This window comes from Rhizobium tumorigenes (assembly GCF_003240565.2).
GTDB lineage: Bacteria > Pseudomonadota > Alphaproteobacteria > Rhizobiales > Rhizobiaceae > Rhizobium > Rhizobium tumorigenes.
In genome coordinates, this window is sequence record NZ_CP117260.1 from 180,593 (window position 1) to 206,485 (window position 25,893).

Annotated in this window: 24 protein-coding genes; 5 read left to right on the forward strand and 19 right to left on the reverse strand. The window is 59.9% G+C overall.

Annotated features, from left to right (window positions below; all coding sequences use genetic code 11):
- The first annotated feature begins 67 nt into the window (after nucleotides 1-67).
- Together PR017_RS27775 and PR017_RS27780 are read left to right on the forward strand one after the other, a co-directional pair.
- Nucleotides 68-814, forward strand: a complete 747-nt coding sequence (locus PR017_RS27775) for a response regulator (RefSeq protein ID WP_111218375.1) — start codon at nucleotides 68-70, stop codon at nucleotides 812-814.
- On the forward strand, nucleotides 807-2,132 hold the full coding sequence (locus tag PR017_RS27780; RefSeq protein WP_111218373.1) for an ATP-binding protein: 1,326 nt from the start codon (nucleotides 807-809) through the stop codon (nucleotides 2,130-2,132). Before PR017_RS27775 ends, PR017_RS27780 begins: the two co-directional genes overlap by 8 nt.
- Nucleotides 2,133-2,310: 178 nt before the next feature.
- Here the strand turns inward: PR017_RS27780 and PR017_RS27785 are convergent, their stop codons facing one another.
- The 3 genes from PR017_RS27785 to PR017_RS27795 form a co-directional block, all read right to left on the reverse strand.
- On the reverse strand, nucleotides 2,311-2,724 hold the full coding sequence (locus PR017_RS27785; protein WP_111218371.1) for a curlin: 414 nt from the start codon (nucleotides 2,722-2,724) through the stop codon (nucleotides 2,311-2,313).
- A gap of 170 nt (nucleotides 2,725-2,894) precedes the next feature.
- Nucleotides 2,895-3,290: a curli-like amyloid fiber formation chaperone CsgH gene (gene csgH / locus PR017_RS27790; RefSeq protein WP_111218369.1), complete on the reverse strand. Its 396-nt coding sequence runs from the start codon at nucleotides 3,288-3,290 to the stop codon at nucleotides 2,895-2,897.
- A 66-nt stretch (nucleotides 3,291-3,356) separates the two neighbouring features.
- Nucleotides 3,357-3,788, reverse strand: a complete 432-nt coding sequence (locus tag PR017_RS27795; protein ID WP_111218367.1) for a curlin — start codon at nucleotides 3,786-3,788, stop codon at nucleotides 3,357-3,359.
- Between the two features lie 486 nt (nucleotides 3,789-4,274).
- Here PR017_RS27795 and PR017_RS27800 point away from each other — a divergent pair, with 486 nt between their 5' ends.
- The 3 genes from PR017_RS27800 to PR017_RS27810 all read left to right on the forward strand — a co-directional run bounded on the left by PR017_RS27800 (nucleotide 4,275) and on the right by PR017_RS27810 (nucleotide 6,674).
- Nucleotides 4,275-4,745, forward strand: a complete 471-nt coding sequence (locus PR017_RS27800) for an MEKHLA domain-containing protein (RefSeq protein ID WP_111218365.1) — start codon at nucleotides 4,275-4,277, stop codon at nucleotides 4,743-4,745.
- A gap of 68 nt (nucleotides 4,746-4,813) precedes the next feature.
- Nucleotides 4,814-6,304: a xylulokinase gene (locus PR017_RS27805; protein ID WP_111218363.1), complete on the forward strand. Its 1,491-nt coding sequence runs from the start codon at nucleotides 4,814-4,816 to the stop codon at nucleotides 6,302-6,304.
- Nucleotides 6,305-6,416: 112 nt separating this feature from the next.
- The gene (locus PR017_RS27810; RefSeq protein WP_240538927.1) at nucleotides 6,417-6,674 is read left to right on the forward strand and encodes a hypothetical protein; all 258 of its coding nucleotides are present in this window, start codon (nucleotides 6,417-6,419) and stop codon (nucleotides 6,672-6,674) included.
- On the opposite strand, the gene PR017_RS27815 is transcribed toward PR017_RS27810, so the two are convergent.
- The 16 genes from PR017_RS27815 to PR017_RS27890 all read right to left on the reverse strand — a co-directional run bounded on the left by PR017_RS27815 (nucleotide 6,655) and on the right by PR017_RS27890 (nucleotide 25,621).
- On the reverse strand, nucleotides 6,655-8,610 hold the full coding sequence (locus PR017_RS27815) for a PhoX family protein (protein WP_111218359.1): 1,956 nt from the start codon (nucleotides 8,608-8,610) through the stop codon (nucleotides 6,655-6,657). The genes PR017_RS27810 and PR017_RS27815 overlap by 20 nt on opposite strands.
- Before the next feature lie 327 nt (nucleotides 8,611-8,937).
- Nucleotides 8,938-10,503: an amidohydrolase family protein gene (locus PR017_RS27820; protein ID WP_111218357.1), complete on the reverse strand. Its 1,566-nt coding sequence runs from the start codon at nucleotides 10,501-10,503 to the stop codon at nucleotides 8,938-8,940.
- On the reverse strand, nucleotides 10,500-11,549 hold the full coding sequence (locus PR017_RS27825) for a questin oxidase family protein (protein ID WP_111218355.1): 1,050 nt from the start codon (nucleotides 11,547-11,549) through the stop codon (nucleotides 10,500-10,502). Before PR017_RS27825 ends, PR017_RS27820 begins: the two co-directional genes overlap by 4 nt.
- A 170-nt stretch (nucleotides 11,550-11,719) precedes the next feature.
- Nucleotides 11,720-13,381: a CocE/NonD family hydrolase gene (locus tag PR017_RS27830; protein ID WP_111218353.1), complete on the reverse strand. Its 1,662-nt coding sequence runs from the start codon at nucleotides 13,379-13,381 to the stop codon at nucleotides 11,720-11,722.
- A 2-nt stretch (nucleotides 13,382-13,383) separates the two neighbouring features.
- Nucleotides 13,384-14,202, reverse strand: coding sequence for a creatininase family protein (locus PR017_RS27835; RefSeq protein ID WP_111218351.1), 819 nt, complete (start codon nucleotides 14,200-14,202; stop codon nucleotides 13,384-13,386).
- The gene (locus PR017_RS27840; protein WP_240538926.1) at nucleotides 14,199-15,683 is read right to left on the reverse strand and encodes an NAD(P)-binding domain-containing protein; all 1,485 of its coding nucleotides are present in this window, start codon (nucleotides 15,681-15,683) and stop codon (nucleotides 14,199-14,201) included. The genes PR017_RS27835 and PR017_RS27840 overlap by 4 nt, the downstream gene beginning before the upstream one ends.
- Before the next feature lie 26 nt (nucleotides 15,684-15,709).
- Complete coding sequence (locus PR017_RS27845) at nucleotides 15,710-16,507, reverse strand: ABC transporter permease (RefSeq protein ID WP_111218347.1); 798 nt, start codon at nucleotides 16,505-16,507, stop codon at nucleotides 15,710-15,712.
- Nucleotides 16,504-17,382 (reverse strand): ABC transporter permease, encoded by an 879-nt coding sequence (locus PR017_RS27850; RefSeq protein ID WP_111218345.1) that lies wholly within the window; start codon nucleotides 17,380-17,382, stop codon nucleotides 16,504-16,506. Before PR017_RS27850 ends, PR017_RS27845 begins: the two co-directional genes overlap by 4 nt.
- Entirely contained in the window at nucleotides 17,382-18,467 is a 1,086-nt protein-coding gene (locus PR017_RS27855) for an ABC transporter ATP-binding protein (protein ID WP_111218343.1), read from the reverse strand. Before PR017_RS27855 ends, PR017_RS27850 begins: the two co-directional genes overlap by 1 nt.
- 2 nt (nucleotides 18,468-18,469) lie before the next feature.
- Complete coding sequence (locus PR017_RS27860) at nucleotides 18,470-19,555, reverse strand: ABC transporter substrate-binding protein (RefSeq protein ID WP_240538925.1); 1,086 nt, start codon at nucleotides 19,553-19,555, stop codon at nucleotides 18,470-18,472.
- Between the two features lie 115 nt (nucleotides 19,556-19,670).
- Nucleotides 19,671-20,681: a LysR family transcriptional regulator gene (locus PR017_RS27865; protein ID WP_240538924.1), complete on the reverse strand. Its 1,011-nt coding sequence runs from the start codon at nucleotides 20,679-20,681 to the stop codon at nucleotides 19,671-19,673.
- Nucleotides 20,682-20,772: 91 nt separating this feature from the next.
- Nucleotides 20,773-21,678, reverse strand: a complete 906-nt coding sequence (locus tag PR017_RS27870) for a MurR/RpiR family transcriptional regulator (protein WP_111218341.1) — start codon at nucleotides 21,676-21,678, stop codon at nucleotides 20,773-20,775.
- 51 nt (nucleotides 21,679-21,729) lie between these two features.
- Nucleotides 21,730-22,653: an ABC transporter substrate-binding protein gene (locus PR017_RS27875; RefSeq protein ID WP_111218689.1), complete on the reverse strand. Its 924-nt coding sequence runs from the start codon at nucleotides 22,651-22,653 to the stop codon at nucleotides 21,730-21,732.
- 54 nt (nucleotides 22,654-22,707) lie between these two features.
- Nucleotides 22,708-23,760, reverse strand: coding sequence for a FecCD family ABC transporter permease (locus tag PR017_RS27880; protein WP_111218339.1), 1,053 nt, complete (start codon nucleotides 23,758-23,760; stop codon nucleotides 22,708-22,710).
- Complete coding sequence (locus PR017_RS27885) at nucleotides 23,757-24,776, reverse strand: FecCD family ABC transporter permease (protein WP_111218337.1); 1,020 nt, start codon at nucleotides 24,774-24,776, stop codon at nucleotides 23,757-23,759. The genes PR017_RS27880 and PR017_RS27885 overlap by 4 nt, the downstream gene beginning before the upstream one ends.
- Before the next feature lie 8 nt (nucleotides 24,777-24,784).
- Nucleotides 24,785-25,621 (reverse strand): ABC transporter ATP-binding protein, encoded by an 837-nt coding sequence (locus PR017_RS27890; RefSeq protein WP_111218335.1) that lies wholly within the window; start codon nucleotides 25,619-25,621, stop codon nucleotides 24,785-24,787.
- Between the last annotated feature and the right edge of the window lie 272 nt (nucleotides 25,622-25,893).

Here is a 25,893-nt window from a genome sequence, read left to right on the forward strand (position 1 = left end):
AATATTTCGCTCCCCGGAAGCACGGCGTACCGTGTTATAAATGACCAAATACGGGAGATAATTGCTCATGGAGCCAGCCTGCACCCCCACCTCTAGCGCGCCGAAAATCCTCATTGTCGAAGATGATGCCCAGATTGCAGGTCTCGTCCGGGATAGCCTCGTAGAGCAGGGAATGGTGGTCGAGGTTACGGCAGACGGTGCGGCTATGGACGCGAAGATGAGAACGGAGGACTTCGATCTCGTGGTTCTCGATGTCATGCTGCCCGGCGAGGACGGTTTTAGCATATGTCGGAGGTTACGCCGCGCAGGCGACATTCCCATCCTGATGCTGACATCCGTCGGTGGCGACATCGACAGGGTTGTCGGGCTGGAGATCGGTGCGGACGACTACGTCACCAAGCCCTTCGTCCTCAGGGAACTCGTTGCCCGCATAAAGGGGCTACTTCGAAGATCGAGACTTGCCTCCCCCCCGATCGAGGTTCGGCCAAAGCGCATTTTCCGTTTCGACAACTGGCGTATTGATACGATCCGGCGGCAGGTGCACGACCCGAGCCATGCGCGCGTTGCCATGACAACACATGAGTTCGACCTTCTGATCGCTTTTTGCCAGAACCCCGGTCAGGTGCTGACCAGGGAGCAACTGCTGGCGCTTACCCACGCAGGTTTAGCGGGGCCAATCGAACGCAGCATCGACGTGCACATAAGTCGCCTGCGGCAAAAGATCGAACTCGACCCTCGCGATCCCGTCATTGTCAAAACGGTACGCATGGGTGGCTATGTATTCACGGCGGCGGTGGAGGAGGTTGATGCCTAAGACTGCCACTAGCGTCCCCAAAACCCTTCGTGGTCAGATCACCCTCATCATTCTGGTGGCTTTGGTGACGGTCATCGTCTGTGGGCGGGCGCTGGAAAACCTTGCCAAACGGGACTTTACCGCACCCAACCTCGAAAGGGCTGTCGAGCAGGTCAAGACCCTGGCGATGCTTCTGTCGCAGACGTCTCCGGCTGATCGTCCCGCCATCGTGGCAGGCGCCCGGCGCGCCGGGCTGGACGTGTCGCTCGCCCCGGCCTCCATGGTCTCGCAATTCAAGGGATCGTCCGAACTCCAAAGCGTCGCAGAAACGTTTGCAGACTTGCTGTTTCCACCGGACGGAGAACCGCCTCTTGGCGGATGGCGCGCCCAATTGGAAGGGAGACGGGTCATCGCGGAGCCGGTAGACGAGCAAAACATCGTCGTATCCTTCGGCTTTCCGGACACGATTATAACGAGCTCTTTCCTCAGCCAAAGCACATACTATTTCATGGCGGTCATCGTACTGATCGTCTTCTTCTTCATCTTCGCAATTCGTACGGTCACAGAGCCGATCAAGAGGATCTCCGAGGCTGCAACGCTCTCGGACATCAGCAGTGGCTCGCAGATTTTCGAGGAACGCGGCAGCGTCGAGATCGTCTCCCTGGCGCGCGCGCTCAACGGCATGCGAAACCGGATCCATCTCATGGTGGAAGGCCGCACGCAGATGCTGCGAGGCATCAGTCACGACGTGCGCACGCCGCTGACGCGGCTCAGATTGCGGATAGAGCGTATGGGCGACGGATCGACGCGGGACGCGCTGCTGGCCGACATCGATCATATGGACAGGTTGCTCACAGAAAGCCTGAACTACCTTCGCGATGACTACGCCACCGAGGAGGTGGAACGGGTCGACGTCGCCAGCATCCTGCAGACCGTGTGCAGCGATTTCTCAGACGTTGGGTTCAACATGACCTATCGTGGCCCCAACAAAATGATCGCCAATTGCCGTCCGCTTTCCATGATGCGTGCTGTGACAAATCTCTGCGACAATGCCTCGAAGTTTTCCAACTCAGCGTTTGTTGAACTCCAGCAAACTGCGACCGGCATTTCCATCTCGGTGGCGGACGACGGACCGGGAGTATCCGAGGAACTTCGGGAAAAGGTGCTCGAACCTTTCTTCAAGGGAGACCCGTCACGAAGCGGTCAAACAGGCTTCGGTCTCGGCCTGTCCATTGTGGCCGACATCGTCCGCTCACACCACGGAAGCATCTCCCTGTCCTCCAATCGGCCGCACGGTCTGATAGCCCGGATAAGCGTGCCCGATGCCAGACAGGGTTGAAGCGAGGCGTATGGTGCCAAGAAGCCGATCTAAGTGAAAGCAGACTGATTCTAAACGGCGTCGGCAGAGGTTTTGGTTGCCGTCTAACGCGTGACCGCACTTGACGGTCCGCCTCTCGTCGGGCGAACAGATACGCTTTCTCGACCTCGCATCGCCTTCATGACAATTGTGAACTGCCTTACCAGCCGTAGCTGACAGTAGCGCCACTCCCGTCATCCCCGTCCTGGACTACGTCGGTTCTGGTGTTTCGCCCAAACTGGAAAATACCATAGGCATTGCGGTTGCCATTCTGTCGCAAGGTTGCGGAATGACCATCGCCCCGCTGCTGGATGAAGCCAATGTTTCCACTCCCAGCCTGGGCAATGCCCGCTGCGTTACCCCTGCCCAATTGCCGGATGTCTGCGTTTTTCCAATCGCGGTAGAGCGAGTAAGCGCGTAGTCCGGTTGAGAAGAGATCCGCATCGCTGGAATTCTGGGGCGCGAGATTGAGCGAGATCCGTCCACCGGCATGAGCCGGTAACGACAATGCGACCTGCCCCAGGCTCCCGACGAGAAGTGTGACAGAAAGGATCTTGAACATGTTGCTGGTCATCGCGATCTCCGTTTGCCGGCTTCCTGAACCGATGACCGATTTTCCCATCCTGCAGATGAACCCAGTCGGAATTGGCCGTTCAACAGCCGTTCAGTCGTCCTGTCTGGCCAACGAAAAAAGGGCACCAAATCGGGCGCCCTCCCAACGTATTTTCCAAGCGTGTCAGCCGGTTAGTCGCTGCCAATCTGCTGGGTGCACCTGAAACTCCTGGTTCCGCTCATGATGTCCAGCATAACCTTGTAGGTATCTCCTCTCGAGTCGAGCGTGACGGAGGAGAGGAGTTCCGCTTTGCCCGCTCTAGCGTCAAAGTCTCCACTCTGACTGGTCGTGGAACGTCCGCTTCCTCCCGATTTTTCGACTTGAAAAGAATAAGTGCCATAGAGGTGTTCGTCGGCGTGGGCAAACGCATCCAGTCTTACCATGCCCCCCGCCGGGGTCGCCTTGATTTCGCAAATCTGCGCATCGCCAGATTGTTTGGCAGTCATTGTCGCAAAAGCGCCGACGGGAAGCAGCAACAGCGTGAAGATTGCCATCAGGCGATAAGGATGTTTGACGCGATTTAGCATGCTTCGGCTCCCTAAGTGATTTGCGGATGCGTGGCGAACCTGTTTTACCTCAGCGGGTGCAACCGCTTATGGGCAGGCCTGGACGAATGCTGCAACATTGCCGTTGCCGCCTTGGCTGACATTGGCGCTGCAACCGTGACCGATCTGCACGCCTGCCGCGATGTTGCCATTGCCGTCCTGCGTCAGGATAGTCGTGTGGCTGGAACCAAACTGGCCAATGCCGGCCACATTGCGGTCGCCGTTCTGATAGGTGGCGCCATAGTTGTCATTGCCCTCTTGACCGACCGCCGAAAGGCTATGGCGACCATATTGGTGGCCGACAATCCGGTTGTGGCCGCCGTTCTGATAGGTTCTAATCCGGTTGCCGTACCCTTCCTGCGCTCCACCCGCAGAGTTCGACCACCCATACTGCTCAATTTGCACGTCGTTTGCGATGGCGGGGACGGTGATGCCGACAAGGGCAGCGATTGCGATTGCAACGAAAGACGTACGGATCATGACTATGTCTCCTTAGGCGGATATGACCGCGGTTGAACGTCTTTGTTTTAGGCGCTGGAAATGGAACGCATGCTGAAGGTGCTATTCAGTCGGCGTTCATTCGCGCAAGGCCGTGCCGCAGTTGAGAGTGTGGTGACATGCGTCAATTGCGTACGGCAACTCGCGGGTTGGCGATGTACCATGCATCGAGCCATGGTAAGTCGGGTTCATTCAAAGATGCTGGTCGAAAGGCTACGCAGCGGCGGGCTCAGGTCCGGCAAAACCAGTCGAGGCTTTGCTTGCGTTGCTATGCCTCTCGCTTTAATAAATTTCGCTGGGTGTTGCGCCCGTTGCTTCTCCGGAATCGTTGCGACGCGGAAAACGGCGCTTGGGTATCTCTCGACGGTCAAAGACCGTCTCTTACCGACTGGAAGAAGGGCTTTCACAACGATTAAGAGACCGCCATGGCTTGGTCGGAGAAAGCCCCCCAATAACTGAGGAAAGTTGATGCCATCTTCCGACCGAACGGTCCTTGAACTTTACCACGACAAGGCCTTTTTCCATCTGTTGGTCGATAGTTACCGGCGCATTGTCGGCAAACCGCTGGTCGCCGATGACCGCGATGCGTATTGGCTCTATCATCACGCCCCATTCGCTGTTGTCGCTCACAACACCGATCTCGATCCGATCTTCATCTATGCTAATATGTCAGCCCAACGTTGTTTCGAATATGATTGGGAAGAATTCACGTCTTTACCATCCCGCCTTTCTGCAGAAGTTCCCAACCGTGCCGACCGACAATTGCTTTTGGATAAAGTCACACGCGATGGGTATGCATCCGGGTACAGGGGCGCTCGCATCGCAAAGTCTGGCCGCCGGTTCTGGATTGAGGATGGCTGCGTGTGGCAGTTGATGGGGCAAGATGGTCAAAGGTACGGACAAGCCGCAACATTTCCGATCATCGATCAGGCGGTCTAACGCCTCATTTCTGTTGGAGCTCAGGCGTTTATGTTTCAGCCTGGCGGTTTAACGGAGGAACCCACGATATGAGCCGAGCGCTGTTGGTGGATCTTGGAGGATCCTTACTCAAGGCCGGAGTGTATGAACTGAGTGGCAGGCCCCTTGCGACCGAACGCGTCCTGAATGCCTTTGTAGAGGATGACATCGACAAGGCGGAACAGAATCCGGAAGTATGGTGGGAAGCGCTACGCACCGCTGTTGACCGGCTGGACGAGCAAATCCCCGGCGGACTGACCGGCGTTGTGGCCGTTGCCATTTGTGGCTTCACCCGCAGTCAGGTCTTCCTGGATAGAGAGGGTGAACCTGTGCGCCCGGCAATTACCTTCCGAGACTCGCGGGCCCAAGGCGCGGTTGAAGACGTGCTGTTGCGTCCCCAGGTCAAAAACCATCCGCTCGCTCGGCACCTCAACGCCTTCCATCCGCTGGCGCGCCTTTTATGGCTGAAGCATAACGAGGAGGCTGCCTGGAAAAATACCCAATCCGTTGTCGAGCCCAAGGACTATCTCAACTTCAAGCTCACCGGATCGCTAGCCTCGGATTCCATTTCGCAGTTCTGGCTTGTCAGCGCGATGGAGGGCGGGATTGGCGCGCTCGCAGAACTTGCTGGTTTAGACAAGGCCGTGCTGCCGACGATCCGAAGGCCGCATGAGGTTGTCGGAACCGTTCTGGCGAATATGCCGGGATCGCTCAGCAAGATTGCAGGTGCAGCGGTGTTTTGCGGGTCCAACGACACATGGACGGCGGCGGCGGGGATTGGCGCCCTCAAGCCTTCAAGGGGATACTGCATTTCTGGCTCATCGGAAGTGTTCGGCATCATGTCCGATGAGAAGGCCGAGGCGCCTGGTTTAGTGACGATCCCGTGGGGCGAGGCCATGTGGCAACTCGGCGGCCCCGGACTGAATGGCGCAAACGTGCTGACCTGGATGGTCAATAGCCTTATGCCGGACGAGCGTCCGTTCGAAGAACGGTTAGCGATCCTGCTATCTCAGCAGACCGGCTTACCGCTTCTTTTTCATCCCTACCTTCATGGCGAACGCACGCCGCTATGGGACCGGGATATCCGCGCATGCTTCATGGGACTGATGGCCGCGCACAAGCCCGGTGATCTCGTGCGCGGCACCATGGAAGGCATCAGTTTCGTGAACCGCATGGTGCTCGAGAGAGCCGAGGCTGCCAGTGGGGTCGAGGTGCAAGAGATTCGCCTCGCCGGAGGTGGCGCCCGGAATGCCTACTGGAATCAGATCCGGGCGGATATCCTCAAAAGGCCGGTGCTGGTCTCGGACACCGAGGAGGTCGGACTCCTGGGCTGCCTTGCATTGGCCCGGCTCGGGCTTTCACTGGCAAACGACATCGGGGAGGCGGCCGACGGGATATCGACACGCTTTCTGCGCTACGAGCCACGACTGGCCGAAAGCCGCGTCTACGACGACCTGTACGCTGTCTTTCAGGACACCGTAGAAACGGTTCGGCTCGCGTCCCACCGTCTGGCCGCACTGTCGCGGAATGCGCGGCACTAATTCCCGCTAACGCTGCGGGATGTCGCTTTTCAGTTTCGCCCGCTGCGCACCACTATCGGCCGCGATTGCCGCCCAACTGGCGCACGGGTGTGATCTTCTGACAGCGATCGGAATGGCGAAACAATACGTGCACGCGGCTCTGGCCGCAGCACGGGATCTGCGGATAGGAAGGGGAAGCGGTGCAGTCCACTATTTCCATGCCCAGTGGATGGACAGGGGAGCTATCGGGGAAAGTCACCGCGATGACCTCACCATAACCGCCGCCTCACCGCCGAGCTCGGTTTGGCCAGTCGGGCCGGTGCGCCATCGTAGCGACACCCGCCCCCATTTCTCAAGCGCCTCTGGTCGTATCAGGCTTGGTCGAGCTTGATACTGGTCGCATCCGCCGTCAGATAACCGACGGCCGCGCCGAAGCGGTCCTTGTAGTTGGCGCGAACCAGGGGATCGAGCGTATCCTTCACCTTGGCGTGGAGCTTTTCCCAATCGCCGGGGTGCTGGAAGTTGCTCATCACATAGGTCCAGCCGTTGAGTTCATCGACCGCGTGCAGGCCCGTCGATTCCGCGCCTGCCGGCACCGACATGATGCGCGACAGCTGCTTGGTGTCGACATTATATGCCCACAGGAAATTGTTGACATGCATGCCGCTGTCCTCGCCGACGAAGAGCGTGCGCAGGCGCTCGGAAAATTTTATGTTGTCCGGATTGCCGATCTTGTCTGGATTGGCAGTGTTACCAAGGGCGTCGGCAGCGATATCTTCGCCCGTCAGGACAAAGCGGGTCTGGAATGGCACCCATTCGCTGGTGATCGCCTCGCCGCCGCTGTCCTTCTGGGCGCCACCCAGAGTATGCTCCAGAACGCCGCCTGCCTCGAGCGGCTTGTCGAAGCCGATGCCTGACGTTTCGTAGTGACCCTTGCCGCCCTTCACCATCGAATCCTTGATGTAGGAGATCGCCGAGTAGGCAACCTTGTCCTTCGCATTGACGGTGGTGCCTTCCATCTTTGTGAACGCCATGCTGCCGCCCATGAGCGCAGCGTAGCGGTGGGTCTCCAGGAAGGCCGCTGCCTTTTCCATGCCTGGCTTCAGCTTCACCCAATGGAAGGAGCCGCTCATCGCGATGCGGGTGTAGCTCGGATCCTTGGGATCCTCCTTGGCGATCTCCATGATGGCCTCGGGCTTCACTGTGTCGGCGAGCTTTTCGATCTCCGCGCTGGTGGCATGGCCAAGCTTCACCCATGTGATCTTGTCGGCCGGTGCCGCAGTGTCGGTGGAGAGGCCGCCGCCGAGCTTGGCGACGTAGAGCGTCCCGCCGGAAAGGTCCGCTTGCCTGTCGGCAACGAACATGAAGAGGCCACCATTGGTCGCGTCGTCTCCCATCAGCAGCGTACGCTGGTCTGGCATCACCTGCACCAGTTCGTGCGAGATCCGGCCAATGCAGTAGTGCTTGGTCAGCGTGCCGGTTCCGTCGGCATTGACCTTCACTTCCGGCAGGTGCCCATAATGGTAGGGATTTGCAGCCTTCTCGTCGCCGAACAGGTTCTTGCTGTAAGCCAAGAGTTGCTTGTTCGATTCGGCCGTGAAGGCGTCGGGCTCGTATTCCTCGCTCGACAGATGGGTGTTCCAGGGCGAGAGGCTGGCGCCGCAGGTGATCCACAGACCATGCGCCTGAGCGGTGTCGACGTTGTGGTACTTCACCAGGCTGAGCTTGCCAGTGCCCGGATCCTGATCGAGCGTCAGGACGGCGATCGGCGAGGGCATGCGGCCATAGGTGTCGTCGCCCTTCTGGTCGCGCGACATGTATTCGAACTGCACGACGGCGAAGACCGTCTCGCCCTTGACGCCCTCGACCTTCGCACCGTCAATCGGTGCCAGCAGCGAAGTACCGTCCGGACAGTCGGAGAAGAACTGGCGTTCTTTGCCCGCCACCGAAGTATCGATGATCGGCTTGTTATGGATGTCGTAATAACCGCCGGCCAGGATTTGCCCGCCCTTGCCGTCCGGCACCATGTCGCCGGTCGTGAAGAAAGGCTGGTAGGATAGCTTGAACGCCTGTGTATTTCCGTTGTCGAGCGTGACCGTCAGCTCCGAAGCAACCGTCGTGGTCGCCATGGCGGCCGGATCCGCCAGGGAAGGCGCGGCCATCGAACTAAACGTTGCCGAGACGAAGTTGGCCGGCGCGGCCGTGGCGCTACGTGCCGAGCCGAGTGTGAGCAGCGCGGCGGACGCCGACATGCCGAGCGGCAACATGGGCACGCTGGCGAGGAATTTCAGCGCCTGGCGGCGTGTGGCATTGGTGGATTCAAACATCTGATACCCTCCGTTTTATTCTGAATTGAGACCCGGAGCGACCGCGCTCGTTGTGAGCAATGAACGGACGCCTCGCCTGTTGTCTGTTTCGAATAACGTGGCTGTAAGACGTCCTGATGAAGTGGGGTGCTGACTTTGCCCCCACGTTCTAGCCTGTCGTGTGTCGCTCCAGCAAAGTCTGCGTCAGTGGCGGGCACTCGATAAGCTACGGAAAGGGGGCATGCTTCCGCTCCACACATGACAAATCCATACCCAGACTCTCTGCAAGCGTCGTCTGAACCAGTCAAAGGCCCGCTTCAAGAAAATCCTGCAGATAGCCTGCACATCTCAGTCGGCCATGGCATTGTATCGGTAGGAACGGTATCCTGGCGCCGGATCGAAGCTGCGGTGATAGGCCTCGAGATGGGGCAGGAGCGCATCGACCGCATCCCAGGCTTCTCGCTCGCCCTGCGTTTCCGCTCGCTCCAGCCGCTCGCCGATTTCCGCGAGCACCGCTTCACGATCAATCGTAATGATCTTTCCGTCGTTGACGACGAGGCGGCCACCGACGAACACTTGCGCAATGGCATGCCGTCCGCCGCGATGCAGCACGCTATCCACGACCGGAGTTCTCGCATTCACATGCGGCCTGCCGATCTTGCGGCGGTCCATCAAAACGATGTCAGCCTGCTGACCGGGTTCGAGCCGACCCGTAAAGCCTTTGAACCCGACGGATCTGGCGCCGTGTTCCGTCGCCATCTGCAGCACGGCGGCAGCATCGGGGCGATCGTTCCACAGGCCTGTTTCTCGGTGCAGTGCCCAGACCAATTTCATTTCAAGCGTCATGTCGCGGTCGTCGGCTATGTTCGACTGATCGATGCCGAGCGCGACCGGAATGCCGCGGCGGTGCATTTCGTTGACGGGAGCGATGCCGCTGCCGAGCCTGAGGCCCGAGGAGGCATTGTGGCACATGCTGCAGCCGCAATCGGCGATGATGTCGAGATCCTCGCGGCTCATCCAGTTGCCGTGTCCGAGGGTGACGTTTGGCCCAAGGCATTCGAGCGCCTTCAGATGCTGAACGGCACTGTGGCCTAGTTTGCTGTGGGCGAAGCGCGATTGGCGTTCGGTTTCCAGAAGATGCATATGGATCTGCGCGTCGGTGTCGCGTGCCGTTTCGAAAATCGTCTGCAGGCACTCGTCAGTACACCAGTGCAGATTGGCTGGGGCGAGATTGATGCGGATATGATCCGGCCGGGCGTCGAGCCAGTGTTCCCTGAGCGCACGGTAAAATGTCATCAGCTCTGCGATCGGGATGTTCGACGCCTCGAGTTTCGGCGCAATCCAGTTGCGGGTGGATTCCGGGAGGTTCGCCAGAACCTTTGCGTCGTCGTCATAAGTGAGAATGTTGCGGTCTCGGATCATGAAGGAAAAGCCGGCCCGCATGCCTATCTCGCTGTAGGCCTCCAACGTGGCGTTTGCGGTCGTCATCCAGTTCTCCGGTGCTCCGACAAGTCCGCTGTTGATATGCTGCACCGTCGTCGTTCCGCTTTCCAGCATCTCGATTGCCGAGTAAAGCGTATCGAGGCGGACATCGACCGGGCGCATTGCCCGGAATCGGGGCAGCCACAATTCCAGTGGAGCGAAGGGTATTCCCTGCATCAGCGGGGTGATCCCGAAATGGTGGTGGCTGTTGATCAGGCCTGGCATGGCAATCATGTCGGGAGAGCCAAAACGGGCCAGATGGTCGTTGCCATAGGCAACGGCGGCAAGAGGCCCGATCTGCGCGATCATACCCCCTGCAACACGGATGCCGACGTCGTGGCGCATGGACATGCTGCCATCCGTCGAAACGCCAGATAGCACGGTTCCAGCTTCGATGATGCAGTCGCCGGTCACCGGTTTTTCCAGGCTCATTTTGTATAATCTCCGATAAGTCCGAGCCGGCGGGCGACCACGACGCGATAGAGCGGGTCGCCATACACTTTCATTTCGTCGCTGGCGGAAAAGGCAAGGCTGATATCATGTTCGTCAAAGCTCTGCGCGGCGATCGCATGCAGTTCGGCCCAGTCCGGTACCTGGATATGACGCCACCGATCGACTGTCGCCCTGTCCGGCAGGTTGGGAAACCCGAGCTCGCCCATCAGACCGGCGATCCCCTGCCAGAACACCCTCAACATCCGCTGCAGGGTCGCCTCATCGCAATGCGGCTCGAGCAGACGGATCCAGTGCAGCCCCGTGATGATGTGCAAGGCGGCGAAATGCTGGGTCGCAGCAAATATGCTGAGCGCGGTCGCTGCCATTTTCTCCATCGTGTCCGGTCCGATTTCCAGCCAGTCGACGACGGGCGCAAATTCGGGCACGTTTCCAGCGTCGCGCATGTTCTGCCATAGAAGGTCGTGAAGTTGCATTCCGTGCAATGGCTCGATCGCAGCTGTCAGGGACAAGACTTCAGCCGGATCGTCCGTGATCGCGGGCGTCCCTCGAGATCTCGGAAGCGGCAGATAGGTGGCCGCCCAGTAGGCGAGCGCAATGGCGACATCTGTCTTATCGGCGCGAAGCACGCCGTAGGCCGTTCGCATCAGCGCGTGAAAAGCGCTGGCCGCGATACCATCCGCCAGATGCGGCAGATAGAGCGCCAGAGCCTCGTGGATTCCCAGCCGCGCCACTTCGCCGACAAAGAACAGGCGCAGGTCGGGCTCGCGCTCGCGCAGGCCGATTGCGGTTCTCCAGCTCTTTTCATCGAGCTTTCCCAGAGGCTGGGCAAAGCGCAGGAGCTGCTTGGAATCCCGATAGTGGTGAAAGAACCGCCGGAGCTGCGCCGGCGCGGCGCCGATGCGGTGGAGAGCAACGAGCACCATCGGCGCATGGTTGGCGAATGTGTGCGAAAACTCGGAACCCCATTCCGGCATGCCGGCCAGCAGGGTCTCCAGTCCTTCCGACGAACTCTCTTGTGGAACCATGGGTGAACTCCTTCCTGAAACCTGCGGCTCGTGTCCTGCCGTGAAATAAGCGATGGCTAGATGTCTCCCCCCTGGCTGCCAGGCGTCACGGTGAACGGCCTTCGGCAGGCGCTAGGTTCGATGGGCTTTTGGCCCGCGGGCAATTTCGAAGATCTGGAAAGCCTTCCTGATCAAGGCTCATCCCGGCTGTCCTCCAAGCCATGGTGCCCGATGACCGGCAGTTGCAGTGTCGAAGCGCCGCCGCCCAGCCGGAGCACCAGAGTGGTGACCAGCCAATCCGTCACCGCCGCGTCCTGCGGACGCACGCCAGTGCCCGGATTGATGGGGAAGCCGGGGAACGATGCCGCCTGGATGGATAGCCGCAGACAATGGCCGGCCGGTACCGTCAGATGCATGGGGCGCAGCCTGACGAGCACGGCCGAGCCGTCGCCGTCCGGCTTTACCGTCCTATGACCCGATGTCACGCTGATCGCCGCTCCATCCGGGGCCAGCGCGCTCAAGGTGCAGTCGAGATCGAAACTCGGCCTGTCGGCGGTGACGGAGAGGGTCACTGTGGCGGCGCCTGCCATAAGGAGCGGGCGGTCGAGCGGATCCGAGGTGTATACCAAAACATCGCCCCTGTCGTCGACGGCCGCCCGGTCGGCGAAATCTGAGGGCGTTCCAAGATGCAAGCCCACGCTGGGGGCCGGACGCCAGGGATCGTGGACGAGATAGTCGGTACCTCCAATCGCTGGCTTCTCGGCAAGCGTTCCGTCGATGCTCGTCGCGGAAGCACGGCCGTCCGATGCGAGGTGAAGCACCAGTGTCTCGGCTGTCGGCAAGGTTTCGAAGCCGGCCCATCTCTTCTTGAACACATCGTAGAGCCGTACCTTGGCGTAGGGATTTTCGCGGCCCTTCAGGCTCTCGTCGAAAAAGGCGAGGATCTCGCGGTCGATACCATCCGCAGCGCCTGGCCCGGCATCCAGCGCTCCGACCCGTCGTCCCCATGGAATGTGCGACCACGGCCCAACGGAAAGCCGCTGCAAGCCGCTGCCGGCGGAAAATGCCTCGAAGGCCGCGAACGTGCCCTCGAGCATGATGTCGTTCCATCCGCCGATATGCAGCACGGGCACGTCGAGCGTCTCGCCATGAAGCAGGGAATGCGGCGACCTTGCGCGCCAGTAGGATGGCTCATCGGCGAGCCAGTCGTGATAATGGGTGTATCGGGCTCCCTTCTCCAGCGCCATCGGCTGCGCTGAAACTGGCCCGGAAGACAGAAAGGGCACGGCGGCATGCAGCAGATGGGCTGCGTCGAGATCGCCAGCCAGCCGGGCATTTTCGACAGCCATCTGGCAGGCCCACATCTGATTGGATCGCATACGGAACCCGTCGCCCTCGAAGGCCCAGTGGTTGCGCACATCGAAAGCCGCCATGGCGATCGCCATCGCATCAGGCGCTTTTCCGCCGGATTTCCGAGCGCCCGCCAACGCCAGGAACTGGTTCATGCCGTGGTAGCTGAAGCCGTAGCTCGCCACCTGGCCGTTGCCGCCGTTAAGATCGGCTGCCATGGAAAGCGTCTGCGCGCCATCCGCGACATCGTCCTCGAGAACTCTGAATATCCCTTCGGAATCTCCACGGCCCCGAACGTCCTGTATCACCACGACATAGCCCTGCGCCGCATACCATGCGGGATGCGCCAGAACGACCGTCGACGCAACCTTGCGCCCGTAAGGCAGACGCATGACCAGAACGGGGTAGCGCTCGGGGCCAACGGGACGATAGATGTCCGCGGTCAGATGTACGCCGTCCCCCATGGGCATTCGGACGGTTTCGGTGTCGCGGAGTGCCAGCATGGTTACCTCGTCACGGAAAAGCGGGTTTCGGAGGTAAGCCTCTTCATGTCGAAGCTGCCGGTCGCTTCGATCAGGCGCAACAAACCCTTTGCTGCCCGATCCAGTACCTGAGCGCCCTTGACGGCATCGGCATTGGCGGCATTGCCGCTGACACCTGCAGGATGGAGATCCTGCGCCTGCCAGCCGAAGCCGACAGCACCTTCCGCCGTCAACGGACTGCGGGAACTTTCGATATCGACGGTCAGCGGCACGAAGTCCTCGGCCTTGTCCATGGCGACCAGTTCCGGTGCGATGGCGAGCATCATGCTGGTTTCGATATCGCCTCCATGAATGCCATGAAAGATTTCCGCCGACGAAAACAGATCGTCGATCGGGGCGATCCTGAACCAGGAGCAGGCGACTGCGAGCATGTCGAGTTCGACGCGAATATCGCGGCAGGTCATCTCCATCAGGGAGATCTGCCCGCCGTGCGAATTGAACAGGATCATCTTTCGCCCGCCCGCCCGCTTCACGCTTCTGGCTATATCGAGCCAGACGAGGCGAAGGGTTTGCGCCGATATGGTCAGCGTTCCCGGAAAGGCGAGGTGCTCGTCTGACTTGCCAACGCTGATTGCCGGCAGAATAAGTACGTCGGCTTTTGCGTCCAGCAACGGCACCATCCGCGTGATGATGTCTGCGTTGATCGCGGCGTCGACCTGTACGGGAAGATGTGGCCCATGCTGCTCGACTGCGGCAATCGGCAGGATGACGACGGTCTCGCTCAGATCGCGGGATGCGAATTCGGCGGTCGAGTAATCGGCCCAGTAGAAAGAACGGGTCATGACCTACTCCGCAAGGCGAGTGTGTCAGCCTCGGGCGCGCTCGATGCCTGCCTGTTGACCTCGGCGATCACGACTTCGAAATCGTCCGGGATCGGCAGATCCGGTGAAACGTAGGACGCCAGTTCCGGCAGGATGACTGCTTCCCGATCGAGCAATAACCGGCGCAAAACACCGCGCACGAGCCGTGGAACGGCATATTTGTGCCCGCTGATCGACGTCGAATGCGGACCATGACTGACGAAACTGCTGCTGTTGAAGGCAAAGACCCGGCTGACCCATGTCTCCTCCGGATCTTTCGGCACGAACCCGTAAAAGCCATCGAGATAGGGAAAGCGTGCAAGACGCGCATCCGCAGTGCCGTCCAGCGGCGTGTAACGCTCGCCCCAAAGCGCGACCTTGTCATGGATGGTCTTCAGCTCCGGCCGAACGGCGAGATCGACATCCATGCCTGTCGCAAGAAGCAGGTGATCGAATTCCAGAACACCGTCGGGCGTGGTGACACGGATCGCATCGGCCTCCTGGGAGACCGCCAGCCATGGTGTTGCGGGACGAAGCCTGAAATTTTCAAAGCGCATAGCGGTCTCGAAACTGCGCACCGGCGGCGGCTGATCGGCACTTCTAAAGAACCGGGCGATATCCCATCGCGTGCTCTCGGAGAGGTCGGGGTAATGCGTCATCATGCCGGGCGTTTCGACCGCGCGGTGGGGATTGGTGCGCGGTAGCCGCTCCCGGCGGAAGCAGAGATCGACGGAGGCAGCACCGGCTTCCAGCGCCTTGATCGAATTGTCGAATGCAGAAGCGCCATGGCCGAGCACGCCGACGCGCAATCCCTTCAATGCATCGAAATCGACGGGCCCGTTCGTGTGATCGAACTTGTCGGCTGCAAGCGCTTCGGAAACAAAGGGTGGGACCCGCCATGCGCCGGCGCCGTCGTATCCGGTGGCGAGCACCACGGTTCGTGCGATGCGTTTCTCGATCATGCCTGCCGTTCGGGTCGTAACGGCGATCAGATCGCCGTCCGGGGCCACGTCCAGCACCTCGCAATGATTGTTTATGGAGATCTCGAAGACATCGGCATACCAATCTAGATACGCCTTCCAGTCTGTCCGCGGAATGCGCGACAGGTCCGCCCATGCCTGGCGCCCATAACGCGTTTCGAACCAGCGGCGGACAGACAGGTTGACGACATTGAACTCGTTGCCGACCTGGGTTTTCGGCGTGCGCAATTCCTCCATGCGCGCAAAGGTCAGCCATGGTCCTTCGGCGCCCGGTGCGCCGCTGTCCAGCACGCGGATAGTCCGCAACCCGTCCCATTTCAAAGCGGCAGCGATCGTCACGCCAGACTGGCCGCCGCCGACGATGATCGCATCGGCGATTTCGGCAGCGTCGGATCTCGGCAGATCGCTGAGCCATGCCGGGCCGGGGTAGCCGAGGGCTGCGAGATCGGCAAGCGCCTGCTGCTTCAGGTCATCAAGCGTCATGCGAGGCGGTTCCATTGGGGCAATCATCATCGGTCATCTCGTCCATGGGCCAAGCGTCCGCGCAGGCGATGTCGGCGATTGATTTCGGTCAGTGCCACGATCAGCGCCGTCAAGACGAGAACGGCTACCTGCATTGCATTGAGGTCGGGCTTCAGCTCGCGCCGGAATTCCGATGCGACGATCAGCGATAGAGGCTGCGTGCGCCCGGCGAGGAACATCGAGATGGTCAGATCGGCGAGCGACAGGATGACCCCGATGGAATAGGCCGCACTCAGCGCGACGCTCAGCTGCGGCAGCAGGACGCGCCGGAAGCTTTGCCATGAGGTCGCACCGAGATCCCGTGCCGCCTCCTCAAGCCGCGGGTCGAGGCGGATCATCACGGCAGCAAGTATCGTGGTGGTGAAGGGAATGGCGACCAAGGTCTGGGCCAGGATCAGCGCCGTTGCCCCACGGCCCAGTCCCACCCAGCTCATGAGCATGGCTTGCGCAATGGAAAGCACCGTCTTCGGCACGAGAAAAGGCACCAGGACCAGGATGGCGAATGCGGCGCGAAACTTCATGCGCGGCGACGTCAGGGCCAATGCCGCCATCAGTCCAATCAGCGCGCCGAGCACACCGACGGGCTGCGCAATCAGAAAACTGGTGACAAAGCCGCCCAGAAAGGCTTGGTTCCCGAACAGATCGCCATACCAGGAGAGGGTAAAGCCGCTCAACGGGAAAGCCATCGTGCTTGCTGCGTTGAAGGAAAAGATGCCGAGAACGACGATCGGCAGATAAAAGAAACACACGGCAAGACCGAGCGTGAGGATGACCAGACGACTCATCGCATCCCCCGCCGAAAGACTGCCCGTGCACCATCGAACCGAAGAAGGATTGCCACGAATCCGGTGGCGAAGGCGAACAGGACGACAAGAAGGCTGAGCGAGAGTGCGGACGCCAGGGGCCAATCGAACGCCGTCCCGAACAGGTTGTCGATCATGGCCATCGGGGTGGCCCCAGACGTCCCGCCGAGAAGGCTCGGCGTCATCATGTCGCCGGCGGCGAGCGCAAAGACCGTAAAAGTGCCGACAGCAAGCCCGGGCGTGGTCAAGGGCAGAACGACCTTGAAGAACGCATCGATCGGGCGAGCCCCTAGATCCCGTGCTGCTTCTATCAACCGCTTGTCGATCAATTCCGCCGAGATCCAGATCGCCAGAACCATGAAGGGCAGATTGTTGTAGAGAAGCACGAGATGCGTGGAGAAGGGTGAAAACAGCAGGAATTTCAGTGGCTCCGAGATCGCTCCCAGCCATTTCAGCACTGCATTCACCAGACCTTCGGAGCCAAGAACCACCCGCCAGGCGTAAATCCGGACGATCTCGCCGGTGTAGAGCGGCGTCAGCAGGATGATGCTGCCGACTCCCTTCCACAGAACGGGAAGACGCGTCATCGACACGGCGATCGGATATCCGATCAAGGCTGCCAGTAAAGCCGTGCCGGCGCCCGAGAGGACCGCCTTGCAGATCAGGAAGGAGAAAACCGGGTTGGTGAACATCTGCACCCAGCTCTGTCCGGAAAAGGCCGGAATGAGCGTGAACGCATCCAAATCCACCTCGAAAACGCTGAAGACAGCTAGCAGGGCCAGTGGCAAAGCGCATCCCAGCACCAGGATGCAGGTGACGGGAATAGCAAGCTGCGCTCGATGAAAGCCCGGAGCCATCAGTCGACCCTCGTGACGAAGGCGCGATCTCGATCGAAGACAAGCCCGACAGTCTCTCCAGGCGTCAGCGGATTGTCCGACATGAACCGCACGACCACGCCGTTGACAATGGCTTCGACGAGGTAGCGGTCGCCCTTGAACACCACATGCCGGATCGTCGTCTCGAGGCCGTCCGCACCCATGCGCACATGTTCCGGCCTGATGGCGAGGACTGCCTTGTCCCCTTTGGCCAATCCCTCCACTGCCGGGCATTGCACGATGCCGATGGCCGTGTCGATCGCCGCCAAGCCGGTGGCCCCGCTGCCATCGACGATTTCTCCGGGAATGAGCGTTGCTGCGCCGATGAAGTCGGCAACGAAGGCGGTAGCAGGGCGAGCATAGATCGTCAGCGGCGCAGCCTTTTGCACGATGCGCCCCTTGTTCATGACGACGACGATGTCGGAGAGCGCGAAGGCTTCTTCCTGATCGTGGGTAACGTAGACGAAGGCGATACCGAGACGTCGCTGCAGATCCTTCAGTTCGATCTGCAGGTGTCCGCGCATCTTCTTGTCCAGCGCCGAAAGTGGTTCGTCGAGCAGAAGCAGATGCGGTTCGGCGATGATCGCGCGGGCGACGGCGACCCGCTGCTGCTGACCGCCGGAGAGCTGGTGCGGATACCTGCTCCCGAACTCCCCCATGTGCACGGCATCAAGAGCTTTTTTGACGCGGGCTGTTACATCGACATTGCTCCGGCGCCGGAGGGTCAGGGAGAATGCAACATTCTCGACGACAGTCAGGTGCGGAAACAGGGCATAGCTCTGGAACACGGTATTGACTGGCCGCCGCTCCGGTGGAACGCCGGCCAGCGAGCGGCCGTCGAGCACGATCGATCCTGCGTCCGGCGTTTCGAAGCCGGCTATCATCCGCAGGATCGTCGTTTTGCCGCAGCCGGAAGGGCCAAGGAAAGTCGTGAACGCCCTTTCCGGAATATCGAGATCGATACCATCGACCACGCGCTGCCCGGCATAATTCTTGGTCAGGCCGCGGGCCGACAGCAGCAATCCCGATCCGGAGAGATCACGCTCCCTGTTAGGCATAGTCGACATGATCAGCTTGCCTTGACTTCATTCCAGACCTTCAGCCATTCGGAGTAGTTCTCCGGCGCCACCGGCCACATGAAGGACTTCATCACGTCCATGTCGTCGACGAAGATCGCTTCCTGCTGTTCCTTCGACAAGCTGTCGCGGATGACCGAGGACGTCGTTGCGTAGTTGCCGATCTTGGCGATCTCTGTCGCGAATTCGGGGCCAAGCAGATAGTCGATGAACTTGTAGCCGATCTCGCTCTTTTCAGGCGACAGCGTCGCTGGCATGGCAAAGCAGTCGCACCAGCCCATGATGCCCGCTTTCGGCTTGGCCATTCCCATGGCCAGCTTATCCTTGAGGGCGTCGTAGGGAACCCGCCACGAAAATGCGCAGGAAACTTCGCCCGTGGCGAACAGATTTGTGAGGTCACCGATCGTCTGCCAGTAGGTGCGCAACAGCGGCTTCTGCGCTATCAGCAGCTTCTTGGCTTCCGCCAGCTCCCTGGTCTGCATGACGAAGACCTTGTCGCGCGGCACGCCGGCAACGAGGCCTGCGATCGCGATGGATTCCAGCGCATAGTCGCGCATCGCGAGCTGGCCCTTGTACTTCTCGTTGAACAGTGTCGTGTAGTCAGGCTCGCTGTCGAACTTGTCCTTGCGGTAGACGATGGGATTGAGGCCCCAGAGATAGGGAACCGCAAACTGCTTGCCGGAGGCATCGAGCACCTTGGGCGTTGTCTTGAAGACATCGTACATCTTGGCGGCGTTGGGGATCTTCGCCATGTCGATTTCTTCCAGAAGTCCGGCCTTGATATAGCGCCAGCTGCCGTTCAGAGACGGGTTGATCATGTCCCAGTCCGAAGCCGTGCCGGTTTTCAGCGCCGCGAATTGTGCATCCTCGCTGGACAGGTACGAGAGCTTGATTTTGACGCTGGTCTGCTTTTCAAATGCGGCGATGTATTCAGGATGCCCGTTGGAATCCCAGGTTGCCCAGACCATTTCGGAAACGGCAGCGCGGGCACTGCTCGAGAAACCGAAAGTCGCTGTCGCCGCGCCGGCGGCGATCCCTGCAAGCACGTCACGTCGGGTAAATCCTGAACCTGCCATCATGCCCTCATCTGGTTGCGAGTGAACTTCGACCAGTGTGGTGTGTTTGGACAGGAAAGCCTATAACGGAACCCCAATAGACTATATTGCGCTTTGTCAGTTTGCGGCGGTTCGGTCGTCAAGCAGTCCGTAGCGCCGCTCCGTTGTAGACCGGCGTCTGAGAAACAAGGTACTCGATCGTTGCCGGCTTCTGATCGCAAGCGCGTATACCGGCGGCCACCGACTTGATCATCTGCCGCAGCCATACGTGATCAGGCGACTGATGCTTGCACTCGTGCCAGAGCATGTAGAACTGCATCTGCCCAAGTTCGCGCGGTGCTTCCAGAACTTCCAGCGGAAATGACTGTGCAATTTGCTCGGCAAAAATTCGACCGGTGGTGAAGACTAGGTCCGATTGTGTTAGAACATAGGGGGTGATGGCGTATTCGGGCACGGATACGGCGATGTTGCGCTTGAGGCCAAGTTCTATCAACCGCCCATCTATCGGGCTGAGGTGGGCACGCTTGTCGGACGTTGGAGAAAGGTGCTTCTCCTTCAGGAACTCGTCCATCGTGATCGGCCCAAGTTGCCTTGCCAGACGATGGTTTGATCGAACGACGCACACGATGTCAGTGGTCAACAACGGCGACATCCGCAGATATTCAGGCGGGTGCGGCCAGTTGCCGATGACAGCGTCGATGGATCCATCCGATAGTTGGCTGATCAGATCCTCGTAGCTCGGCATGTGAGACGCATCGACACCGACATTGGGCGCGTTTTGTGCAATTTTTCCGACGAGCTGGGGCAAAAACACGGCTCCAAGGCAATTGTCGGCAATGATACGGAAGTTTCGCTTCGCGGTCTTCGGATCGAAGGTGGCATGAGGCGCAAGATGTGTGTTGATCTGGCCAAGGATATCGTGAAGCGCCTGCTTCAGGGCCAAACCTCGCTCTGTCGGGACCAACGTTCCCCCGGACCTGACCAAAATTGGGTCGTCAAGCATATCGCGCAGCTTTTTCAGGGTCAGGCTAACCGTCGGCTGCGCCTGCCCCAGGATATCTGCCGTTCGCGAGACGCTGCATTCCGTCAGCAAGGTCAACAGCGTGCGCATCAACCGAACATCCATCATACCATTTGCCTGACGCGTCATGAATAGCCTCGTTCTTTTGGACTGTTACAAGCTGTTGAGAAGCATGTTTCATGCCAATAACTCGACTGATCTGGATGACGTCAACGTGGTGTCATTTTTTGCTTGGCCTCACGGCGCTACGCAACTCGATAAGACGATCAAGCGATCGCAATGTTTTACCTCGCGCGACTGTGGCTAGCGCCAGCATCAACGCTTCGATGCAAACCATGGTGGAGCCGTGCAGGGCGACGTGTTCCGTCTTCGCCCGTGGAATGACGATCGATGCATCCGCATGTCGGCGCAACACGGTGTCGGGCTGTCCTACCAGCATGACGATGGGGATACCGAGACGCTTGGCTTCGCCGATTGTGGCCATGGCTTCACGATGTGGTCGGCCGTATGCCATCATAATGAGCGCGTCGCCGCTCTCCATCGACAGCAACTGCTCGGCAAGAGCGATCCCAGTAGCGTTCAGCGCATAGGATCGGTAGCCGTTTCTCTGGAAAAGGCGGGAGGCGTAGCTTGCGATGATGCCGGAAGCGCCTATCCCGAAGACCCCGATGGATCGTGCCTCCAGAAGCAGGGGCACCGCCTGTTTCAGGGCCTCGCGACTGGATGGTTCCGCTAGTGCTACCATCGCCTTTCGATGATCGTCTATCACAAAATCGATCGCGGCATCCGCGCCGCTGTCGAGTGCCTCCGTTGTCGCCGCCATCTTTTCGGAAGGCGAGTCTGTTTCGCCGATATGAGCCTCTAGCGTATCCTTGAGGTCGACTAGGCCTTCGAAGCCGAGCGCCTGGATCGCGCGGATGACGGTCGCATCCGAGGTCACGGTGTCAGCGGCAATTTCGAGCGCAGATTTACCAAGGACCGCGTGGCGGTGCTGATCGATGTAATCCACAACGCTGATCAGGCTTGGCGAAAGAGACCCGCGGCGGCTCTTCAGTCTTTCGCCAAAGCGATCAATGCGTCGCGGCCGCCGTGGCTTTTCAGGCGGGCCGTCAGGTTCTTTTGGCATCGTTTATTCCCAAAGTTTCAAGGCCAAAGCGCCGTCTTGTCCCACCCGGTTCTATTTCAGCGGCATCGGTGGCTGGCGGCCTGAAATTTGAGACTGGACGACAGAGACCATCAACGAAAGTGCCGCGTAAGAATTCGAGATTGCTTCCTCCCTCGGGAGGACAATATAGCGACCTTCGCGGCAGGCCGCGAGGAATCGGCAATAGTCCGGCAGTATCTTGTTCATGGCCGCGATCTCGTCTGCAGGCGTGCCGCCGATGTCTGACCGGTAGGTATCGAAGATATAATCGGCATCGAGCTCCGGCAGTCGTTCGGCACTGACTTCCACGCGGCCGCCCTCCGGAATGCTGTCGATGATCTCGGGAAACCTGAAACCGGCATCGCGGAGGACACGACCGAGCGAACGGTAGGTATGGTAGATGCTAACCTTGCCATTCTGGGCCTGCAGTACGGAGACGGTGACCTTGGAGGTATCCACCAGCTTTTTCAGTTGCTCTATCTGGACCTTGTAGCGCCGGTCGAGCACCGCAAGGCGGCCTTGAGTTCCCGTCAGGTCAGCGAGTTTCTCGTATATGTGCGGCGCCCCGCCCGACGTATCGTCGATGACGACTGTCGGGGCTATCCTGGCGAGTTGCTCGACGGGCGTCGTGCGACCCGGTTCCGTGATAATAAGGTCCGGCTTTGCGGCGACCACAGCTTCCATGTCGGCGGTGACCGCGCCAATGTACTGAATGCCGGAATTGTCGAAGTCCACACCTGTCAGGATCGGGCTCGACCGCAGATATGGCTTGCCGTCGACGCCGGCACGGCCATGGCTGGCGACAGGGGGTGCGCCAAGTTCAATCAGCGGTATCGTGATATCGAGGTCGTGCATCGAGACGATCCGAAGCGGACGCTTCGGCAATTCGACGACCCTGCCGGCGTCGTCGGTAAAGGAGCGCATCTCTGCTGCGTTGGCTGCAGTAAACGAGGCCATCGACAGAGCGATGATGGCGGCGGCAAATGCGGAAGATCTTTTCATTCTGTCATCCTAAAGCTGGTCACGGCGTTTCCAGAGAAGTGTCAAGAGAACGGGGACGCCGACGATCGACATGACGATGCCGGCCGGCAACTGGTGCGGAGCAAATGCAGCGCGCCCGATCGTGTCTGCGGCCAGAACCAGCGCTGCGCCATAGAGCGCGCTTGCGCCCAGCAAAGCGCCCTGGCTGCCACGAACCGAAAGCCGGGCGAGGTGAGGGGCAATCAAACCCACGAAGCCAAGACTTCCAACCAGCGCCACGCAGGTAGACGTCAGCAGCACGGGTGCCGTGAACCTTATTATTGCGAGTGTTTTCAGCGACACGCCGAGCCCTGCCGCTGCCTGAGGACCGAGCATCGCGGCATCGGCTGCGCCTGCAGTCAGGAAGAGCAGGCAGGCACCAATGAACATCGCGGCAAAAGCGATCGGTACCGCTTCCCACGAAGCGCCGTTCAGGCTTCCGGCAAGCCATACGAGGGCCGCCTGGACATCGCGGATATCGGCAGTCGTGACGATGACGGATACGACTGCGGCTGCAAGCCAGGACGTGCCGATGCCGACCATCACAAAGCGCATGCGGGTCACGCCGCGGGCGATCAGAACAACAACGAGCGCAATCGCAAGCCCTCCCGCCATGCCGGCAGCAGTCCGCCCGTAAAGCCCGGCAAAAGGCGCGTACAGCGAAAAGACGATCGCAGCGGCGCTGGCACCTTCCTTGACGCCAAGCAGGCCAGGATCGGCCAGTCCGTTGCGCGTCAGCGTCTGCATTGCCGTGCCGGCAAGTCCGAGCATGGCGCCGACCATCAGTGCCAGGAAAACGCGTGGCAGTCGCAGATCCCAAAAGATGCGCATGGTTTCATTACTGAGGCGCGCCGGATCCACGACGAGATCGAAAGCATCCCTGAGGTTTATCGGCTGGCTTCCGGCAAGGATGGCAAACAGGGTCAGGCAAACTGTGCCGAATGCCAGGCCCAGAATGGTGATCGAGGTGGCCACATGAATGCGTCTCGAGAAAAACGGACCGCTGACGACCAGGTGCGGGTTCGGAGTGTCGTAACCGGTCATTTGAGAGCCCGCGAGGCGATGGCGACGAAGAGAGGCGCTCCCAGCATGGCGGTCATGATGCCGGTTGCCAACTCGTACGGCGTGAACAGGGTGCGCGCGCCTATGTCGGCAGCGACGAGCAACGCTGCACCGAGAAGTGCGGCAAGCGGCAGGGCAATGCGCGCATCTCCGCCGGCAGACCATCGTGCGATGGCAGGCACGATCAAGCCGACAAACCCGATCGGCCCGGCGATGGAGACAGCAGTTCCGGCGAGAATTGCCGTTGCGCAGAGGCCAACGAACCGTGTCGTCCAGATCGGAACGCCGAGCGCCTTCGCTACGGTATCGCCAAGTGCCAGAGCGTTGAGCCTTGGGCCAATGAAAAAAGCGAGCAGAAGGCCAACTGCTATCGGCACGAGCGCTGCTGCAATGGTGCCGTAGCTGACGCCGGCCAGATCGCCCGCAAGCCAGAAACGCAAGGATTGCAGGGTCTCCTCGTCGAAAAGCAGTATGGCCGAGGTGATGGACGAGGCCAGCGAAGACAGCGCGATGCCGCAGAAAGTAACCTTGAGCATCGTAGGGCCGGAGCGACCAGCGGAAGACACTGCCAGCACAAGGATAAACAAAGTGGCGGCGCCGACGGACGCGACCAGCGGACGACCGAGACCGCCAGACAGGAAAGGCACGCTGCTTGTCGCCGTGACCGCCAGTGCGGCACCGGCATTGAGGCCGAGAATATGAGGCTCACCCAGCGGATTGTGCAGTAGCCCCTGAAGGAGAAGCCCGGAGACGCCGAGTGCCGCACCGACGAGCAGGGCGGCTGCCAGGCGTGCAAATCGCAACTTGACCAGCAGTTGATGATCGAAATTAGCGGGATCGAAATGGAAGACCGCTTGAAAAAGGGTCAGCGGTGAAACCGCTCTGGCGCCTATACTCACATGGATGCAGGCCAGTGTCAGGATCGCCAGGAGAAGCGCGCCCGTTACAAGGCCGGCGCGAATCCTGCCTGAGGGCTGGCGCCTGGTATCCGAGGACATGACATAGTTCACGTGATCGGTCCCGTGCCATGGGCAGGAACGAAAACCGGTTTTCCAGTTTGCGGATGGGTCAGTCGAATGACCTGCACGCTGAAGACATCCTCTATGAGTTCGGCAGTGCAGGTACCTGGATCCGCCGCAATGTGCCGAATGGCCCCGTTTTTCAGGAAGACGACGCAATCGGCATACTGGACGGCGAAGTTCAGGTCGTGCAGCACGACAACGATCGTCCGGTCGTGATCCCGGGCCAGATGCCTCAGCAGTTCCATCACCTCCACCTGATAGTGGAGGTCGAGGTAGGTCGTCGGTTCATCCAGCAGGATAACCGGGGTTTGCTGCGCGAGAGCCATGGCGATCCAGCACCGCTGCCGCTGGCCACCGGAAAGGCTATCCACCGGGCGGTGGAGGAGATCGGACAGATCTGTGACCTCGAGCGCTTGCCTGACCGCTTGCTCGTCCTTGTCGGTCCACTGTTTCAGAAAGCCCTGGTGCGGATGGCGGCCACGCGACACGAGGTCATAAACCGTCAAGCCTTCCGGAACGACGGGGCTTTGCGGCAGGAGGCCCAGCTTCCTCGCCACCGACCGCGTCGGTAAAACGTGGATGTCGTGTCCTTCCAGAAGCACATTGCCAGCGCTGGGCTTCATCAGGCGGGCGAGGGTCGCCAGAATCGTCGACTTGCCACAGCCGTTGGGGCCAACCAGCGCGGTCAGCTTGCCTGCACCGATGTCGAGCGATATTCCGGCTAAGACTGTCTGCCGTCCGTAGCCTGCAGAGACGTCGCGTGCGGAGAGGGGAGGCCCTCGCTCGGCTGCTCGAACGTTCGAGTTTAATCTGTCCGTCATGCCCGCGGCGGTCCTGTTTTTTAAAATCCGACCCCTCCTACCGTCTCGAAACCGCGCGAGAAAGAGAATTCTTGAGTGTAGTAGTCAATTTTAAATTCGCAAAGATGCGATCGCCATTGTTTGCTGCGCCTACGTGACAGCCATATCGCGGCTCGCCTCTCCCGCAGGCGCACGCCCAACACATTGCATCTATTTTTATATTAGGGGCATCTCAGGGTCGAGAGCCTGATGGGAACGGGAACGCAGGTAAGCACGCCCGGCATAAAAATGCG

Excerpts from the sequence above, each read along its gene's own strand:
- PR017_RS27865 (WP_240538924.1), bottom strand. The coding sequence starts at position 20,681 with ATGACGCGTCAGGCAAATGGTATGATGGATGTTCGGTTGATGCGCACG.
- PR017_RS27845 (WP_111218347.1), bottom strand. The coding sequence starts at position 16,507 with ATGAGTCGTCTGGTCATCCTCACGCTCGGTCTTGCCGTGTGTTTCTTT.
- PR017_RS27800 (WP_111218365.1), top strand. The coding sequence starts at position 4,275 with ATGCCATCTTCCGACCGAACGGTCCTTGAACTTTACCACGACAAGGCC.
- PR017_RS27775 (WP_111218375.1), top strand. The coding sequence starts at position 68 with ATGGAGCCAGCCTGCACCCCCACCTCTAGCGCGCCGAAAATCCTCATT.
- PR017_RS27880 (WP_111218339.1), bottom strand. The coding sequence starts at position 23,760 with ATGACCGGTTACGACACTCCGAACCCGCACCTGGTCGTCAGCGGTCCG.
- PR017_RS27860 (WP_240538925.1), bottom strand. The coding sequence starts at position 19,555 with ATGATGGCAGGTTCAGGATTTACCCGACGTGACGTGCTTGCAGGGATC.
- PR017_RS27795 (WP_111218367.1), bottom strand. The coding sequence starts at position 3,788 with ATGATCCGTACGTCTTTCGTTGCAATCGCAATCGCTGCCCTTGTCGGC.
- PR017_RS27825 (WP_111218355.1), bottom strand. The coding sequence starts at position 11,549 with ATGGTTCCACAAGAGAGTTCGTCGGAAGGACTGGAGACCCTGCTGGCC.
- PR017_RS27840 (WP_240538926.1), bottom strand. The coding sequence starts at position 15,683 with ATGACGCTTGATGACCTGAAGCAGCAGGCGCTTGCCGATCTCGCAGCC.
- PR017_RS27815 (WP_111218359.1), bottom strand. The coding sequence starts at position 8,610 with ATGTTTGAATCCACCAATGCCACACGCCGCCAGGCGCTGAAATTCCTC.
- PR017_RS27835 (WP_111218351.1), bottom strand. The coding sequence starts at position 14,202 with ATGACCCGTTCTTTCTACTGGGCCGATTACTCGACCGCCGAATTCGCA.
- PR017_RS27885 (WP_111218337.1), bottom strand. The coding sequence starts at position 24,776 with ATGTCCTCGGATACCAGGCGCCAGCCCTCAGGCAGGATTCGCGCCGGC.
- PR017_RS27870 (WP_111218341.1), bottom strand. The coding sequence starts at position 21,678 with ATGCCAAAAGAACCTGACGGCCCGCCTGAAAAGCCACGGCGGCCGCGA.
- PR017_RS27855 (WP_111218343.1), bottom strand. The coding sequence starts at position 18,467 with ATGTCGACTATGCCTAACAGGGAGCGTGATCTCTCCGGATCGGGATTG.
- PR017_RS27890 (WP_111218335.1), bottom strand. The coding sequence starts at position 25,621 with ATGACGGACAGATTAAACTCGAACGTTCGAGCAGCCGAGCGAGGGCCT.
- csgH (WP_111218369.1), bottom strand. The coding sequence starts at position 3,290 with ATGCTAAATCGCGTCAAACATCCTTATCGCCTGATGGCAATCTTCACG.
- PR017_RS27850 (WP_111218345.1), bottom strand. The coding sequence starts at position 17,382 with ATGGCTCCGGGCTTTCATCGAGCGCAGCTTGCTATTCCCGTCACCTGC.
- PR017_RS27780 (WP_111218373.1), top strand. The coding sequence starts at position 807 with ATGCCTAAGACTGCCACTAGCGTCCCCAAAACCCTTCGTGGTCAGATC.
- PR017_RS27810 (WP_240538927.1), top strand. The coding sequence starts at position 6,417 with ATGGCGAAACAATACGTGCACGCGGCTCTGGCCGCAGCACGGGATCTG.
- PR017_RS27785 (WP_111218371.1), bottom strand. The coding sequence starts at position 2,724 with ATGACCAGCAACATGTTCAAGATCCTTTCTGTCACACTTCTCGTCGGG.
- PR017_RS27875 (WP_111218689.1), bottom strand. The coding sequence starts at position 22,653 with ATGGCCTCGTTTACTGCAGCCAACGCAGCAGAGATGCGCTCCTTTACC.
- PR017_RS27830 (WP_111218353.1), bottom strand. The coding sequence starts at position 13,381 with ATGCTGGCACTCCGCGACACCGAAACCGTCCGAATGCCCATGGGGGAC.
- PR017_RS27805 (WP_111218363.1), top strand. The coding sequence starts at position 4,814 with ATGAGCCGAGCGCTGTTGGTGGATCTTGGAGGATCCTTACTCAAGGCC.
- PR017_RS27820 (WP_111218357.1), bottom strand. The coding sequence starts at position 10,503 with ATGAGCCTGGAAAAACCGGTGACCGGCGACTGCATCATCGAAGCTGGA.